Origin of the sequence: Salinivibrio kushneri (genome assembly GCF_027286325.1) — a bacterium.
GTDB lineage: Bacteria > Pseudomonadota > Gammaproteobacteria > Enterobacterales > Vibrionaceae > Salinivibrio > Salinivibrio kushneri_A.
This window is the reverse complement of the sequence record NZ_CP114588.1, coordinates 1,825,684-1,841,197: the sequence shown is the minus strand read 5'-3', so window position 1 is coordinate 1,841,197 and position 15,514 is coordinate 1,825,684. Positions and strand designations below refer to the sequence as shown.

The window sequence follows — 15,514 nt, the reverse complement described above, 5'->3', positions numbered from 1 at the left end:
TTTGACAGTAACGGCACTCATGGGGGCGTACCGTCAGGTACGACAGACGCTGTTACCCGAATTCCCCTCAGTATTTGGCAGGCTTGTGCCCCAGGGGCAAGCGGAATCATCAGAACAGATCAGGAATAATCTATGCGCACCCAGTATTGTGGTCACCTGAATAAAGCCCACGTCGGGCAAGAAGTTAGTCTTTGTGGTTGGGTTAACCGCCGCCGTGATTTGGGCGGCTTGATTTTTATCGACATGCGCGACCGTGAGGGTCTGGTGCAAGTTGTGATTGACCCTGATATGGGTGATGTTTACGAGCAAGCAAACAAATTGCGTAACGAATTTTGCCTGACTATCCGTGGTGAAGTTCGTGCGCGTCCAGAGAGCCAGATCAACAGTGATATGGCCACAGGCGAAGTCGAAGTGGTGGCGAAAGGGTTGGAGATCATCAACCGCAGTGCACCGATGCCGATTGACTTTAACCAGTTTATTTCCGAAGAGCAGCGCCTGAAGTATCGCTACCTTGATTTGCGCCGCCCTGAAATGAGCGATCGGATTAAACTGCGTGCTAAAGCCACCAGCTTTGTCCGTCGTTTCCTCGATGACAATGACTTTTTAGACATCGAAACCCCAGTACTCACCAAGGCGACTCCAGAAGGCGCACGTGACTACTTGGTGCCAAGCCGTGTGCACAAAGGCAACTTTTATGCGCTGCCGCAATCACCACAGCTGTTTAAACAGTTGTTGATGATGTCTGGGTTTGATCGCTATTACCAAATCGTGAAGTGCTTCCGTGATGAAGACTTGCGTGCTGACCGTCAGCCAGAATTTACCCAGATTGATATCGAAACCTCATTCATGAGCGCCGACCAAGTGCGCGAGGTAACCGAGCAACTGATCCGTGAAATGTGGCAATCTCTGCTCAATGTGGACTTGGGCGCGTTCCCCACCATGAAGTATGAAGAAGCGATGCGCCGTTTTGGCTCCGACAAGCCAGATTTGCGTAACCCGCTCGAAATCGTCGATGTGGCTGATATCGTCAAAGATGTAGAGTTTAAAGTATTCTCTGGCCCGGCAAACGATGAGAAAGGCCGCGTGGCTGTGATTCGTGTACCAGGCGGTGCCAGCTTGTCGCGTAAGCAGATTGATGAATACACCCACTTTGTTGGCATCTACGGTGCCAAAGGCTTGGCGTGGATGAAAGTCAACGACCGTGACGCCGGTTTTGATGGTATTCAATCGCCGGTGGCCAAGTTCCTTAATGCCGAAGTGGTAGAAAGCATCTTGTCACGCACCGAGGCGCAAACCGGTGACATTATCCTATTCGGTGCAGACAAGAAATCAGTGGTCACCGAAGCGCTTGGCGCACTGCGTGTGAAATTAGGTCTGGATCTTGAGCTGACCGACACCCAAGCGTGGGCACCATTGTGGGTGGTTGATTTCCCAATGTTTGAGGAAGACGACGAAGGTAACTTGCATGCGATGCACCACCCGTTCACTGCGCCGACAGACGTGACACCTGAAGAGCTGGTGGCAAATCCTGCGGCGGCGAACTCTAACGCGTATGATATGGTGATTAATGGTTACGAAGTGGGCGGTGGCTCGGTGCGTATCCATAACCCAGAAATGCAAGCGGCGGTGTTTGAGACGCTGGGCATCGATGAGCAAGAGCAGCGTAAGAAATTTGGCTTCTTGTTGGATGCATTGAAATACGGTACTCCACCACACGCAGGTTTGGCGTTTGGTATGGATCGCTTGGTGATGTTGCTATCCGGCACCGAAAACATTCGCGACGTAATTGCCTTCCCGAAAACCACCGCTGCGGCCTGCTTGATGACTGACGCGCCAAGCCTTGCCAATGACGCGGCGCTTGAAGAGCTGGCGCTGAGCATTACCGCGGCGGCAGAGCAAAACGAACACAGCGAATAAATTCGCCTGATGACGGGCAAGCAGCCTTGCCCGTCTTATCCTTGCGACCGATAGCTGCCGTCACCAGGCGGTCGTATCAAGGCGCAAGGTCAATGTCTCAACGCGCCTCAGACTGAAAAGCCAAGGCGCGTTTTTTCTTATTACTCCTTTCACGTGAGGGGAGCGCAAAAAACGGAGAGTCGATATGGCAGGTCACAGTAAGTGGTCGAACATTAAACACCGTAAAGCCGCTCAAGACGCGAAGCGCGGTAAGATTTTCACCAAGCTTATCCGAGAAATTGTGGTGTCAACCAAAGAGGGTGGCCCCGAGGCGGAAACCAATCCACGCCTGCGTGCCGCGGTGGATAAAGCACTGTCAAATAACATGACACGCGACACCATCAACCGTGCGATTTCACGCGGTGCGGGCGGCGAAGGTGACGAGAACATGGAAACCGTCATCTATGAAGGTTATGGCCCTGCGGGCACGGCGGTGATGGTGGAGTGCATGACCGATAACCGCAACCGCACGGTGTCAGGTGTGCGCCATGCGTTTTCCAAATCCGGAGGTAATCTGGGTACCGATGGCTCAGTCAGCTTCTTATTCGATAAAAAAGGGGTGATCACCTACGCCTCTGGCCTTGAAGAAGATGCGGTGATGGAAGCGGCGCTCGAAGGCGGCGCGGACGATGTGGTTACCTATGACGACGGTTCAATGGATGTGTACACCACGCCTAATGACTTTGGCTATGTGAAAGATGCACTGGATAAAGCTGGGTTTGAGGCTGAACGTGCCGAAGTGACGCAGGTGCCATCCACCAAAGCGGAGTTAGATGCAGACACTGCACCCAAGCTGTTGCGTTTGATCGATATGCTAGAAGACCTTGACGATGTGCAAGAAGTCTACCATAACGGTGATATCTCGGACGAAGTGGCAGCGAGTTTAAGCTAAATGTCAGTGATACTGGGAATTGACCCAGGTTCGCGGATCACCGGTTATGGGGTGATCCGCCAACATGGTCGGCATCTTGAATATCTCGGTAGTGGCTGTATTCGTACCGAGACAGACGACTTACCCGGTCGACTGAAGCATATCTACGCAGGCGTGAGCGAGGTCATCACGCAATTTCAGCCAGATAACTTTGCTATCGAGCAAGTGTTTATGGCCCGCAACGCGGATTCAGCACTGAAACTGGGTCAAGCACGCGGCAGTGCTATTGTAGCGGCGGTAAACGCCGATTTACCGGTGTCTGAATATGCCGCCAGGCTTATCAAGCAAGCCGTAGTGGGAAAAGGCAGTGCGGATAAAAAGCAAGTCCAGCATATGGTCACCCATATGTTGAAACTTAGCTCCACCCCGCAAGCTGATGCCGCCGACGCCCTCGCGGTTGCCATTTGCCATGCCCACACCAACCGCACCCTCATCGCCATGGCCGGCAAAGCCAACGCCGCCCGCCGCGGCCGATATCGGTAGGTAAATTGACTGGATATAGATCCAGTTATTCTTTATCCTTGAAGGCAAAGTAACAAACAGAGATGCGATTGTGATAGGCCGATTACAGGGAACCCTGATAGAAAAGCAACCTCCTGAGATTCTCATTGATGTCAACGGCGTCGGTTACGAGGTCAGTATGCCGATGAACTGCTTGTATCAATTACCGGAAGTGGGCGAAACCGCCACCGTGTATACCCATTTTGTGGTGCGTGAAGATGCGCAGCTTCTCTATGGTTTTAGCGGTAAACGTGAGCGGGCGCTGTTTCGGGAAGTGATCAAGGCCAATGGTGTGGGGCCTAAACTGGGGTTAGCGATTTTATCGGGGATGACGGCTAACCACTTTGTCGACAGTGTCGAGCACAATGATGTCTCGACCCTGGTGAAAATCCCCGGCGTGGGCAAGAAGACCGCGGAACGTTTGGTGATTGAAATGCGTGACCGGCTTAAAAACTGGGAAGCGTTTGATCTCTTTACCCCGCACACGGATGCCGCGACGGCTGAAGGCGCAGCCCTACGCGCAGCGCCAACCACTGTTTCGTCTGCTGCTGATGAGGCGGTGAGCGCCTTAGTCGCACTGGGTTATAAAGCGGCGCAGGCGGAGAAAGTGGTTAAACAAATTGCAACTGATGACATGAGCAGCGAAGACGTCATTCGTCACGCGCTGCGCTCAATGGTGTAACCCATGATAGAAGCTGATCGTTTAATCTCGGCGCAAACCACCCCTGATCGAGAAGAAGAGGTGATTGACCGCGCGATTCGTCCCAAGTTATTGGAAGATTACCAGGGGCAAAATCACGTCCGTGATCAAATGGAAATCTTTATCCATGCCGCGCGCAAACGCCAAGAAGCGCTCGATCACTTGTTGATTTTTGGCCCACCGGGTTTGGGTAAAACCACCTTGGCCAATATTGTTGCCAATGAAATGGACGTCAATATTCGCACTACGTCGGGCCCCGTATTAGAAAAAGCCGGCGATCTGGCCGCCTTGCTCACCAACCTAGAGCCTCACGATGTGCTGTTTATAGATGAAATCCATCGCTTGAGCCCAGTGGTAGAAGAAGTCTTATACCCTGCGATGGAAGATTATCAACTGGATATCATGATTGGTGAAGGACCTGCCGCGCGATCAATCAAAATCGATTTACCGCCGTTTACCCTCGTGGGGGCGACCACGCGAGCTGGCTCGCTGACATCACCCTTGCGTGACCGCTTTGGTATTACTCAGCGTTTAGAGTATTACAGCGTGGGCGATTTAACCGGTATCGTGAAACGCAGCGCGCATTGCTTGGCGTTATCAACCGACGATGAAGGGGCGATGGAAGTGGCGCGTCGCTCTCGCGGTACGCCACGTATTGCCAACCGCTTACTCCGTCGTGTGCGTGATTATGCCGAGGTAAAAGGCACGGGGGATATCAGTGCTGACATAGCCCAACGTGCGCTCGATATGCTCGATGTCGACAGCCAAGGGTTTGACTACATGGATCGCAAGTTACTCAATGCCATTATTGAGAAGTTTGATGGCGGACCTGTGGGGCTCGATAATTTGGCGGCGGCGATTGGCGAAGAAAAAGACACCATTGAAGATGTGATTGAGCCCTATTTGATCCAACAAGGCTACCTACAACGCACACCACGTGGCCGGATTGCCAGCCAGCGTGCCTATCTGCACTTTGGCTTTGATTTCCCCAAAGTGTGACTGCGAGTCGTAGCGGAAAACCGTAGCAAACCTTAATCAAGATCAAGACGTTTTTTGTCAAAACAGCCCCATTGGCCGCCAACCAATGGGGTTTTTTGATCTAGATTAAGGTTATGTAGCACGTGAGCCCGTATCGTAACCCCTTCTTCTGGCTGTTGCTGACAACCAAGCGGTGAGATGTGGCTTCCGTTCATGGCTATATTTCACTCATATTCTTTGTGGTTAATCACAATTTTGCATTCTGGTTGGTTCGCTTTGCTGTTTTTGCAGCACGTTCAACAAACCGAGCAAAACACGATTAACACCCAATTGTTGCGTCTATAATATTAGTTATACCTTAATTAGATAAAATTTAACTATAGAATAACCTTGGCGTTTCAACTGTGTAACATGCAAGCAGTCAATTAAGAAGTGTGTAGCTTTCCCCGCGCCAGCCAGCTGTTTTGACTGCCGTGCAGGGTGAGAAAGTAAAACGAGCGATACGCCAGTATCGGCACCGAAAGCGGTGTAAAGGAGTGACCATGATTACCGATATCGTCGATTTATCGCGGCTGCAGTTTGCGCTGACCGCGATGTATCACTTCCTGTTTGTTCCCTTAACGTTAGGCATGGCATTTTTGCTGGCCATCATGGAATCGTTATACGTGATGACCGACAAGCAAATCTACAAAGACATGACCAAATTTTGGGGCAAACTGTTTGGGATTAACTTTGCGCTTGGGGTGGCCACTGGCCTCACCATGGAGTTCCAATTCGGAACCAACTGGGCCTACTATTCCCACTATGTAGGGGACATTTTTGGCGCCCCGCTTGCCATTGAAGGGCTGATGGCCTTCTTCCTTGAATCCACTTTTGTGGGCCTGTTCTTCTTTGGTTGGGATCGTCTTAGTAAGCGTCAACACTTGGTCACCACTTGGCTGGTGGCGTTAGGCTCTAATTTTTCTGCGCTATGGATTTTGGTCGCCAACGGCTGGATGCAAAACCCTGTGGGCTCAGAGTTTAACTTTGAAACCATGCGCATGGAGATGGTGAGCTTTGCCGATGTGGTCTTCAACCCCGTGGCGCAGGTGAAGTTTGTTCACACCGTTGCCGCTGGCTATACCACAGGGGCGATGTTCATCCTTGGTATCAGTGCTTACTACCTGCTCAAAGGCCGTGATATCGCCTTTGCCCGCCGTTCGTTTGCGATCGCGGCCTCGTTTGGTATGGCGGCCATTTTATCCGTGATTGTGCTGGGTGATGAGTCCGGTTACGAGCTGGGTGATGTACAAAAGGTCAAACTGGCAGCGATTGAGGCCGAGTGGCACACCGAAGAAGCGCCAGCGGCGTTTACCGTGGTGGGCTTGCCGAATCAAGAGACCATGCAGACCGATTATGCGATCAAAATCCCTTATGCGATGGGGATCATTGCCACGCGCTCACTGGATAAAGAAGTAACCGGCTTAACCGATTTGATTGCTGAGCACGAAACCCGCATCCGCAATGGTATGCAGGCATACGCATTATTGGAAAAACTGCGTGCCGGCGAGAAATCACCGGAAACCAAAGCTGCGTTCAATGAAGTGAAAAACGATCTTGGTTACGGCCTGCTTCTTAAGCCGTACACCGATAAGGTGGTGGATGCGACCGAAGGGCAAATTCAGCAAGCGGCGAAAGACTCTATTCCACAAGTAGCGCCTTTGTTCTGGAGCTTTAGGATCATGGTAGCGTGCGGCTTTGCGATGCTGTTCATTTTTGGCATGGCGTTCTGGCAAACCTGCCGTCAGCGTATCGATGAAAAGCCCTGGCTACTGAAGCTTGCGCTGATCGGTATCCCGCTGCCATGGATCGCGTGCGAAGCCGGTTGGTTTGTTGCCGAGTATGGCCGTCAGCCTTGGGCGGTGGGGGAAATCCTTCCTGTACACGTGGCCGCGTCGAACCTGGCCGCTGGCGATATTATTTTCTCGATGGTGGCGATTTGCTCGCTCTACACCGTTTTCCTCGTCGCTGAGCTTTATCTGATGTTCAAGTTTGCCCGCCTTGGGCCTAGCAGCCTTAAAACCGGCCGCTACCACTTTGAACAAAAAGGCAATCCAGAAGCGGATTTCAGCCGCCAGATTGAAGCATAAGGAGAGAGAGCATGTTTGATTATGAAATGTTACGCCTGATCTGGTGGGTGCTGATCGGTGTGTTACTGATTGGCTTTACCGTCACCGATGGCTTTGACATGGGGGTGGGTGCTTTGCTTACCCTTATCGGTAAAACTGACAGTGAACGTCGGGTGATGATTAATGCTGTTGCCCCTCACTGGGAAGGTAATCAGGTTTGGTTAGTGACCGCAGGCGGGGCGCTATTTGCCGCTTGGCCATTGGTGTATGCGGTCTCCTTTTCTGGGTTTTATATCGCGATGGTGATCACGCTCGCGGCGCTATTTTTCCGTCCCATGGGCTTTGACTATCGCTCAAAAATCGATGACCCACGCTGGCGCACTGCGTGGGATTGGGGTTTGGTGCTGGGGGGCTTTGTGCCACCGGTCATTTTCGGGGTTGCCTTTGGTAACCTCTTGCAAGGGGTGCCGTTCCAGCTTAGTGATCTTTTGATCCCAACCTACACCGGTGGCTTTTTTGCGCTGCTTAATCCTTTCGCCTTGGTGTGTGGGCTGGTGAGTCTATTTATGGTGGTATTGCAAGGCGCAACCTGGCTGCAACTGAAAACCACCGATGCGCTGCATGTACGCGCCCGTAATGTCGCGCAACTGTGCGCGCTATTGACCACAGTGCTATTCGTGGCGGCAGGCTTCTGGGTACAAAATATGGATGGCTTCGTGGTGGTCAGTGAGGCAGCGAACCAAGCCGCTTCTAACCCACTGGCGAAAGAGGTCGCAGTGCAAAGTGGCGCTTGGATGCGTAACTATCAAGCGATGCCAATCCTCTGGTTAGCACCGCTGGTCGGTGCGGTGATGCCACTGCTGGCACTGCTGGCATCGCGCCTTGAGCGTGGCGGCTGGGCTTTCTTGTTCTCGAGTTTAGCCGTGGCGGGGGTGATTTTGACCGCAGGTATCGCGATGTTCCCGTTTGTGATGCCATCAAGCACCTTCCCAGGCCACAGTTTGACCATGTGGGATGCCACTTCCAGCGAGCTGACCTTGTCGATTATGACTATCGTGGCTGCGGTGTTTGTGCCGATTATCTTGGCTTACACCCTGTGGTGTTACATTAAGATGTTTGGCCGCTTAGACGCGCAATATATTGAAGACAACACACACTCACTGTACTGATTGAGGAGCTTGCATATGTGGTATTTCACGTGGATTCTTGGTGTGCTACTGGCATGCGCCTTTGGCATTATCAACGCCTTATGGTTAGAGCACACCGAAGCGATGGATCACGATAATGAGTGAGCGCCAACCTGCTCCCTTAGGCCAGCATTTTTCTGGCCTTTGGCGTCTGCTCTCACTGGCCAGTGCCCTGTGCTGGGGTGGCCAAGTGATGTGGGCGCCAGACGCCTTTGCCCAGCGCATGGGCGGTGTCACGTTTCCGATGGGGGTGGGGCTGCTGTACGCCACCTGTGTGGGGGTGATTCATGCCGTCGGTTTTACCGCGCAAGGTAAATGGAGTCGATGGCTCACCTGGCCGCCATTCGGGTGGGGCGTTTCCCTTCTTTTGCTCGCCTTGATGTGGCTGCGCTAGTTGAGTGAGGCGCCCGCTAAAAAGCGCAAAGTGACAAACGAATGACAAAGGCACCCGAGTGGTGCTTTTTTCATCACTCGCGTGTCAGTAATTGCGTGTTTTTTGCTGCACATCACTTCTCGACCGCTTGATGGGCGACCAATGCGCCAGCCGCGCGGTCTCGGCATTTCTATACATCCACAACTTAGGTATAGTAATTGCCTATAGTAAACCGATCATGGGTAGAGACATGACAGAATCAACGCCGTTTCGCTGGCCCATTCGTGTGTATTATGAAGACACGGACGCTGGTGGGGTGGTTTATCACGCTAACTATCTCAACTACTTTGAGCGTGCTCGCACTGAACTGTTGCGTGAGATCGGTGTCAATCAACAAGCGCTCTTTGCCGATCACACGGCCTTTGTGGTGCGTCACATGGACATTGATTTTCATCGTGGCGCGCGGCTTGATGACGCGCTAGAGGTTGTCACCACAGTGTCAGCCATGGGGCGCGCCAGCATGACCTTTTGTCAAAGCTTGGTGAATTCTGACCAAAAAGCATTGTGTGCGGCGACGGTTAAGATAGCCTGTGTCGACCCAACAACCATGAAACCCAAATCGATTCCAACACAGATTAAATCGGAGATGATGACGTGACCGCTGAACTTTCCATTCTCGACCTGTTTTTGCAAGCAAGCTTGCTTGTCAAGGTAGTGATGCTGATATTACTGGGTATGTCAGTGGTGTCATGGGCAATGATCATCAAGCGCTCCAAGGTGATGAAGCAAGCCTTTAACAAAGCGGAACGGTTTGAAGACAGATTTTGGTCTGGGATCGATCTCTCTCAACTATTCCAAGAAGTGCAAGCGCGCAAAGACAATTTGACCGGCAGCGAGAAGATTTTTTACGCCGGCTTTAAAGAATTCGCGCGATTGCACCGTAGCAACGACAAAGTGCCTGAAGCGGTAATGGAAGGCACGTCGCGGGCGATGCGTGTGTCGCTATCAAAACAGGTGGAAGAGCTGGAAACCCACCTGCCATTCTTGGCTACCGTCGGGTCGATCAGCCCGTATATTGGCTTGTTTGGTACTGTGTGGGGGATCATGCATGCCTTTATCGCTCTAGGCGCGGTAAAACAGGCCACGCTGGCGATGGTGGCCCCCGGGATTGCTGAAGCCTTGGTGGCAACCGCGATGGGTCTGTTCGCGGCGATCCCAGCGGTGATGGCGTACAACCGCCTGACATCTAAAGTGGGTAAACTTGAGCACAACTACATGAACTTTATGGAAGAGTTCTCGAGCATTCTTCATCGTCAAGCGTTTGCGGCAACCCAGGAGTGATCCATGGCGTATCAACCTAAGCGGCGCAAGATGACGGCGGAAATCAATGTCGTCCCCTACATTGATGTGATGCTGGTACTGCTGATTATCTTTATGGTGACCGCCCCCTTCGTGACTCAGGGGGTGGATGTCGATCTGCCACAAACGGCACAAGCGAAAACAGCGGCAGAGCTGGCTGAAGAGGAAGATAGCGGCGCCTTTATTATTGTAGAAGTAGATAAAGACGGTCAGCTCGGGCTCAGTGTCAATAATGGTGATATGACGCGCGGTTTGAGCTTGGAAGAAATCCTAGTACGCGTTAAAGCTGAGCTGCAGCTAAATCCCAAATCACCCGTGTTAGTGGGCGGTGATGGCCGAGTGCCTTATTCAGAAATCATCCTGACGCTTGATGCATTAAACCAAGCCGGCGTGTCGTCGGTGGGCTTAATGACAGAGCCGTACGAGTCGTAGGTGAGGATGATGAACGAGCCAAGCGATAAACCAACCCATAAAAAATCAGGCAAAGATTCGCTGATGCCCGCACTGGCGATATCTGCCGTGTTGCATGTGGTATTAGTCATTGTGCTGTTGTGGGGCGCAGACTTTAGCTCTGACTCAACACCAACCCCTAAAGCGGGTCGCGCGATTGATGCCACTGTGATTGATCCGGCGGTCGTCAATGCACAAGCGAAGAAAATTCGCGAGCAGCGCGATCAGGCCAAACGCGAAGAAGCGGAGCGACTTAAACGGTTAGAGCAGCAAGCGAAACGCCTTGAGCAGCAGCGCGAACAAGAAGAGCAGCGCCTTCGCGAAGTAAAACGACAAAAGCTGGAAGCTGAGCGCCAGGCACGGGAAGAGCAAAAGCGAATTGCCGAGCAAAAGGCCAAAGCAGAAGAGCAAGCGCGTATTGCCAAGCAAAAAGCCGAGCAGGCCGAGCGCGAACGGCAGCGCAAGTTAGAAGAGAAGCGCAAAGCCGAATTAGCGGCGGAGAAAGCGGAAAAAGCACGGCAAGAAAAGCTCGCTGCGCAACGTAAAGCTGAGGAAGAAGCGAAAAAAGCCGAAGCCGAGCGACAGCGTAAGCTTGCCGAGCGTAAAAAAGCGGAAGAAGAGGCGCGTAAAGCCGAACAAGCTCGCCAAGAAGCGGAGCGCAAAGCGCAAGAGGCGGCACTGAACGATTTGTTCTCGGGCCTTGAGTCGGAAGCCAGCCAACGGCAAACCGCGCGCGGGCAATTTATTCAAGATGAAGTGGCGCGGTACGGCGCCATTTTTACACAGATGATCCAGCAACGGCTGATCGTAGACGATGGCCTAAGTGGCCAAGAGTGCGTGGTGAATATGCGCTTGTCACCGACCGGCCTGTTGCTTAATGTGGAAGAAAAGGCGGGCAACACGCGGCTGTGTCGCGCGACCAAGACCGCGGTGGCGTCTGTGTCTCAGTTTCCAATGCCGGAAGATGGCGATATTATTGCCAAACTACGTGATATCGAGTTGACCGTTAGACCTAACTAAACGACAGGATACCAAACATGATGGAAGTGAGCCCCTGCGGTGGCACAAGCAGTGTGACAAGCAAAAGTCAGGATCGTTTGCGAACATGGCGTATCGCCGCGATGGTGATGCTTTTTGCCTGTCTATCGATACTGACTCAACCGGCACATGCCGCGCTTAAATTGGTGATCACCGAAGGGGTGAATACCGCGCGCCCAATTGGTGTGATCCCGTTTCAATGGAAAGGGCAAGGCGAACTACCCGAGGATATTTCTGGGGTGGTCGGTTCTGATTTACGTCGCAGCGGTAAGTTTAACCCGCTGGCGGTCAGCGAGATGCCACAAACTCCGTATAGCGATACTGACGTAGATTACAACGCTTGGACCTCGCTGGGAGTGGATGCGGTGGTCACAGGTACGATTACCCCGACCTCGGACGGTCGCTATCAAATTGATTATCAGCTGATTGATATCGTTCGGGGCCAGCTCACCGGTGGGGACAGCAAAGGCCTAGGCGCCGATGGCGAGTTGGTGCAAACCGATGATCACTTGCTGGTCAACAACCGCGCTACGGTCAAAGAGAGCGACTTGCGCCGCTATGCGCACCGGATTTCCAATATTGTTTATGAGCAGCTCACCGGCGAAAAGGGCGCGTTCTTAACCCGTATCGCTTATGTGGTGATTGATAAAGAAAACGACTACCCCTATCAACTGCGATTGTCGGATTACGACGGCTATAACGAGCGTTTGATCTTGCGTTCCAAACAGCCTTTGATGTCACCGTCTTGGTCACCGGATGGTCGTAAACTTGCCTACGTCAGCTTTGAAAATGGTCAGGCAGAGATCTTTATCATGAACATCTACACCGGCCAACGTGAGAAAATTGCGTCATACCCTCGTCACAATGGGTCGCCACAGTTTTCGCCTGATGGCAATAAGTTAGCCTTGGTGCTCTCCAAAACGGGCAGCTTGCAGGTGTACACCTTCGATTTGAACAGCAAAAAATTGACGCAAATTACCCACGGCCGTGCCAATAGCACCGAGCCATTTTGGGATCCTGATGGTAACTCGCTGATCTATACCTCTGACCGGGGTGGCAAACCACAGATTTATCGCGTAAATTTAGACGACGGAACTAGCCGACGGATCACGTGGCAAGGCAATCAGAACATGGGTGGGCAACTGACACCCGATGGCCGTCATTTGATTATGGTAAATCAATCATCGTCTGGCTATAACATTGCAAAGCAAGACTTAAACAGCGGGGCGGTGCAAATCCTAACCAAAACCTTGTTGGATGAGTCGCCAAGCATTGCGCCAAATGGCAGCATGGTGATTTACAGCTCGGTATATGGACGTAAGAATGTGTTGTCACTCGTCTCCGTAGACGGCCGCTTTAAAGCGCGGTTACCGGCAACCAACGGGCGCGTGCGTGCACCAGCCTGGTCACCTTACCTGTAGTTTTTAATTTTAAACAACGTGCGCTAACTTTCTAGAAAAGGAAAATAGAATGCAAATCAATAAAGTACTGAAAGGTCTGGCGGTGGCACTGCCGATGTTTACTCTGGCTGCGTGTAGCTCACACGATAGCTCAACAGGCAGTGGTTCTGGCCAATCAACCAACCAAAACGGCACCACCGTTGTTTCTCCTGTTGACGGCCAAGGCTCAATGACAGAGCAACAAATTCGTAACCAAGAACTGCGTCAGTCGCAAACCGTTTACTTCAACTTTGACGACTCATCAGTACTGCCACAATACGAAGACATGTTGGATGCCCACGCCACTTACCTGCGTGCGAACCCAGCGATGGAAGTGGTCGTAGAAGGTCACGCTGACGAGCGCGGTACGCCTGAGTACAACATTGCCCTGGGCGAGCGTCGTGCCGAAGCGGTTTCTAAATATCTACAAGCGCTGGGCGTACCGGCGAGCCAGATCTCTATCGTGAGCTACGGCGAAGAAAAACCGTTGGTACTTGGCCAAAGCGAAGAAGCTTACGCCAAAAACCGTCGTGCGGTATTGGTATACTAATCCAGCCTTTTGGTAATGGATAAAGGATATGACAATGAACAGTAACTCTGTGCGAACCCTCGCGCTGGCGTTACTGGTGAGTGTGGCAGCCCCCGTGGCTGCCACACCTGCTCCGGTGACAGAAGTAGGGGCGGGCGGCACCGCCGTCGATCGTTTGGAGCGGATGCTCCAAGCACGTAACCAAATGCAGCTCGATATGCAGCGCCAGCTTGACCAAATGGCGCAAGAGCTGAGCAATTTACGCGGCAACGTTGAGCGCAACAGCTATGACATTCAACAAATGGTTGAGCGTCAACGCGACCTCTATCGAGAAATCGATACCCTGAGAACGGCGAAGCAATCAGCACCTGCAGAGCCAGAGAAAGCGCCAGAAGACAAGCCAGCGGTTAACTTCACCGCTGATCAAACTGAGAATGCAGCCTATGAAGCTGCCGTTAATCTAATCTTAAAAGAGAAAGATTACCAAGGCGCAACCAAAGCATTTAAAGCGTTTCTTTCAACATACCCAGAGTCGGTATACACCGCCAATGCCCACTATTGGCTCGGTCAGCTTTATTTCTCCAAACGTAAGTTTGAACAAGCCAGCCAAGAATTCACGGCAGTCAGTGAGTTTAAAGACTCTAACAAACGCCCCGATGCGTTGCTGAAGCTGGGCCTGATTGCACAAAAACAAGGTAATGGCGACCAAGCCAATCAATACTTCCAACAAGTGATTGATACCTACCCAGACTCAACCAGCGCCAAACAAGCCAAAAACGCGATGTAGGCAATAAGGTCCTAGGCTCCTAGGACCTAGCTTCTCTCTTCATATTGTTTCTCCCCCCACTCACGTTATACTACTCGGAATGGAAGTTCCGGACTGGAAGTAAGCATGAGTAATCCCATGAGCCAAGTGATTGAAACGTCGCAAAGGGTCTACCCCTTTCCGCCGAAACCTGTGGCATTGAGTGACGAAGAGAAAAAACAACACGTTGCACGCATCAAACAATTGTTAGAAGAAAAGGACGCGGTGCTTGTTGCTCACTATTACACGGATCCAGAGATCCAAGCCCTCGCGGAAGAAACCGGCGGATGTGTCGCCGACTCGTTAGAAATGGCTCGCTTTGGTAACCAACACTCAGCAAGCACCTTGATTGTGGCTGGCGTGCGCTTTATGGGGGAAACCGCCAAAATTCTCACCCCAGAAAAAATCGTGCTAATGCCGACACTTAATGCGGAGTGCTCGCTAGATTTAGGCTGCCCAGCGGACGAATTTACCGCTTTTTGTGATGCTAACCCTGATCACACCGTGGTGGTGTATGCCAACACCTCCGCCGCCGTTAAAGCGCGTGCCGATTGGGTGGTCACCTCAAGCATTGCGTTGGAGATTGTTGAACACCTTGATAGCCAAGATAAGCCGATTATCTGGGGACCCGACCGCCACCTTGGTGCTTATATCGAGAAAGAAACAGGCGCTGACATGCTGCTATGGCAAGGTGAGTGCGTGGTGCATGATGAGTTTTCAGCTCAAGCGCTGGAAAAAATGAAGCATCTGTATCCTGATGCCGCGATTCTCGTTCACCCAGAATCGCCAGCCAGTGTGGTAAAAATGGCCGATGCCGTCGGCTCAACCAGCCAGCTGATTAAAGCGGCACAAACGCTGCCGAACGAAAAGCTGATTGTCGCCACCGATAAAGGCATTTTTTATAAGATGCAGCAAATGGTGCCGGAAAAAGAACTTGTCGAAGCCCCAACCGCCGGCGCGGGTGCGACCTGTCGCAGCTGCGCCCACTGCCCATGGATGGCGATGAATGGCCTTAAAGCGATTGAAAACGCGCTTGAAAACGGCGGTGAAGAGCATGAAATCCACGTTGACGACAAGGTGCGCGAAAAAGCGTTAATCCCGCTCAACCGCATGCTCAACTTTGCCGCTGAAATGAAGGGGTAAAGCGGTTCCTAGGGCCT

The 15,514-nt window shown here is 52.1% G+C and carries 17 protein-coding genes; all 17 read left to right on the top strand.

The features are described 5' to 3' along the window. Positions 1–132 precede the first annotated feature (132 nt). The 17 genes from aspS to nadA all read left to right on the top strand — a co-directional run bounded on the left by aspS (position 133) and on the right by nadA (position 15,497). Entirely contained in the window at positions 133–1,917 is a 1,785-nt protein-coding gene (gene aspS, locus N8M53_RS08685; RefSeq protein ID WP_269578488.1) for an aspartate--tRNA ligase, read from the top strand. 184 nt (positions 1,918–2,101) lie between these two features. Then, on the top strand, positions 2,102–2,848 hold the full coding sequence (locus N8M53_RS08680) for a YebC/PmpR family DNA-binding transcriptional regulator (RefSeq protein ID WP_077600664.1): 747 nt from the start codon (positions 2,102–2,104) through the stop codon (positions 2,846–2,848). Beyond that, on the top strand, positions 2,849–3,370 hold the full coding sequence (ruvC, locus tag N8M53_RS08675) for a crossover junction endodeoxyribonuclease RuvC (protein ID WP_269578487.1): 522 nt from the start codon (positions 2,849–2,851) through the stop codon (positions 3,368–3,370). It abuts the gene before it with no gap. Between the two features lie 70 nt (positions 3,371–3,440). Then, positions 3,441–4,070, top strand: coding sequence for a Holliday junction branch migration protein RuvA (gene ruvA, locus N8M53_RS08670; protein WP_077600665.1), 630 nt, complete (start codon positions 3,441–3,443; stop codon positions 4,068–4,070). Positions 4,071–4,073: 3 nt separating this feature from the next. Then, positions 4,074–5,087 carry a Holliday junction branch migration DNA helicase RuvB gene (gene ruvB, locus N8M53_RS08665; RefSeq protein ID WP_269578486.1) on the top strand — a complete coding sequence of 338 codons (1,014 nt, stop codon included), beginning with the start codon at positions 4,074–4,076 and terminating at the stop codon, positions 5,085–5,087. Between the two features lie 524 nt (positions 5,088–5,611). Then, positions 5,612–7,195 (top strand): cytochrome ubiquinol oxidase subunit I, encoded by a 1,584-nt coding sequence (gene cydA, locus N8M53_RS08660; RefSeq protein WP_198535301.1) that lies wholly within the window; start codon positions 5,612–5,614, stop codon positions 7,193–7,195. 11 nt (positions 7,196–7,206) lie between these two features. Then, complete coding sequence (gene cydB, locus N8M53_RS08655; protein WP_077668744.1) at positions 7,207–8,343, top strand: cytochrome d ubiquinol oxidase subunit II; 1,137 nt, start codon at positions 7,207–7,209, stop codon at positions 8,341–8,343. Positions 8,344–8,358: 15 nt separating this feature from the next. Beyond that, entirely contained in the window at positions 8,359–8,466 is a 108-nt protein-coding gene (cydX, locus tag N8M53_RS08650) for a cytochrome bd-I oxidase subunit CydX (protein WP_021024361.1), read from the top strand. Then, positions 8,459–8,755, top strand: coding sequence for a cyd operon YbgE family protein (locus N8M53_RS08645; RefSeq protein WP_077600668.1), 297 nt, complete (start codon positions 8,459–8,461; stop codon positions 8,753–8,755). The genes cydX and N8M53_RS08645 overlap by 8 nt, the downstream gene beginning before the upstream one ends. 229 nt (positions 8,756–8,984) lie before the next feature. Beyond that, complete coding sequence (gene ybgC, locus N8M53_RS08640) at positions 8,985–9,392, top strand: tol-pal system-associated acyl-CoA thioesterase (protein WP_269578485.1); 408 nt, start codon at positions 8,985–8,987, stop codon at positions 9,390–9,392. Further along, positions 9,389–10,075 (top strand): protein TolQ, encoded by a 687-nt coding sequence (gene tolQ, locus N8M53_RS08635; RefSeq protein ID WP_077668742.1) that lies wholly within the window; start codon positions 9,389–9,391, stop codon positions 10,073–10,075. The genes ybgC and tolQ overlap by 4 nt, the downstream gene beginning before the upstream one ends. A 3-nt stretch (positions 10,076–10,078) precedes the next feature. Then, on the top strand, positions 10,079–10,525 hold the full coding sequence (gene tolR, locus N8M53_RS08630) for a protein TolR (RefSeq protein ID WP_046075367.1): 447 nt from the start codon (positions 10,079–10,081) through the stop codon (positions 10,523–10,525). Positions 10,526–10,534: 9 nt separating this feature from the next. After that, on the top strand, positions 10,535–11,563 hold the full coding sequence (tolA, locus tag N8M53_RS08625; RefSeq protein ID WP_420066608.1) for a cell envelope integrity protein TolA: 1,029 nt from the start codon (positions 10,535–10,537) through the stop codon (positions 11,561–11,563). A 101-nt stretch (positions 11,564–11,664) separates the two neighbouring features. Continuing rightward, positions 11,665–13,002, top strand: coding sequence for a Tol-Pal system beta propeller repeat protein TolB (gene tolB / locus N8M53_RS08620; RefSeq protein WP_269580014.1), 1,338 nt, complete (start codon positions 11,665–11,667; stop codon positions 13,000–13,002). 49 nt (positions 13,003–13,051) lie between these two features. Then, on the top strand, positions 13,052–13,570 hold the full coding sequence (gene pal / locus N8M53_RS08615) for a peptidoglycan-associated lipoprotein Pal (RefSeq protein ID WP_069361240.1): 519 nt from the start codon (positions 13,052–13,054) through the stop codon (positions 13,568–13,570). A gap of 34 nt (positions 13,571–13,604) precedes the next feature. Next, complete coding sequence (gene ybgF, locus N8M53_RS08610) at positions 13,605–14,336, top strand: tol-pal system protein YbgF (protein WP_046075369.1); 732 nt, start codon at positions 13,605–13,607, stop codon at positions 14,334–14,336. A gap of 117 nt (positions 14,337–14,453) precedes the next feature. Beyond that, positions 14,454–15,497 (top strand): quinolinate synthase NadA, encoded by a 1,044-nt coding sequence (nadA, locus tag N8M53_RS08605; protein ID WP_269580013.1) that lies wholly within the window; start codon positions 14,454–14,456, stop codon positions 15,495–15,497. The last annotated feature ends 17 nt before the right edge of the window (positions 15,498–15,514 follow it).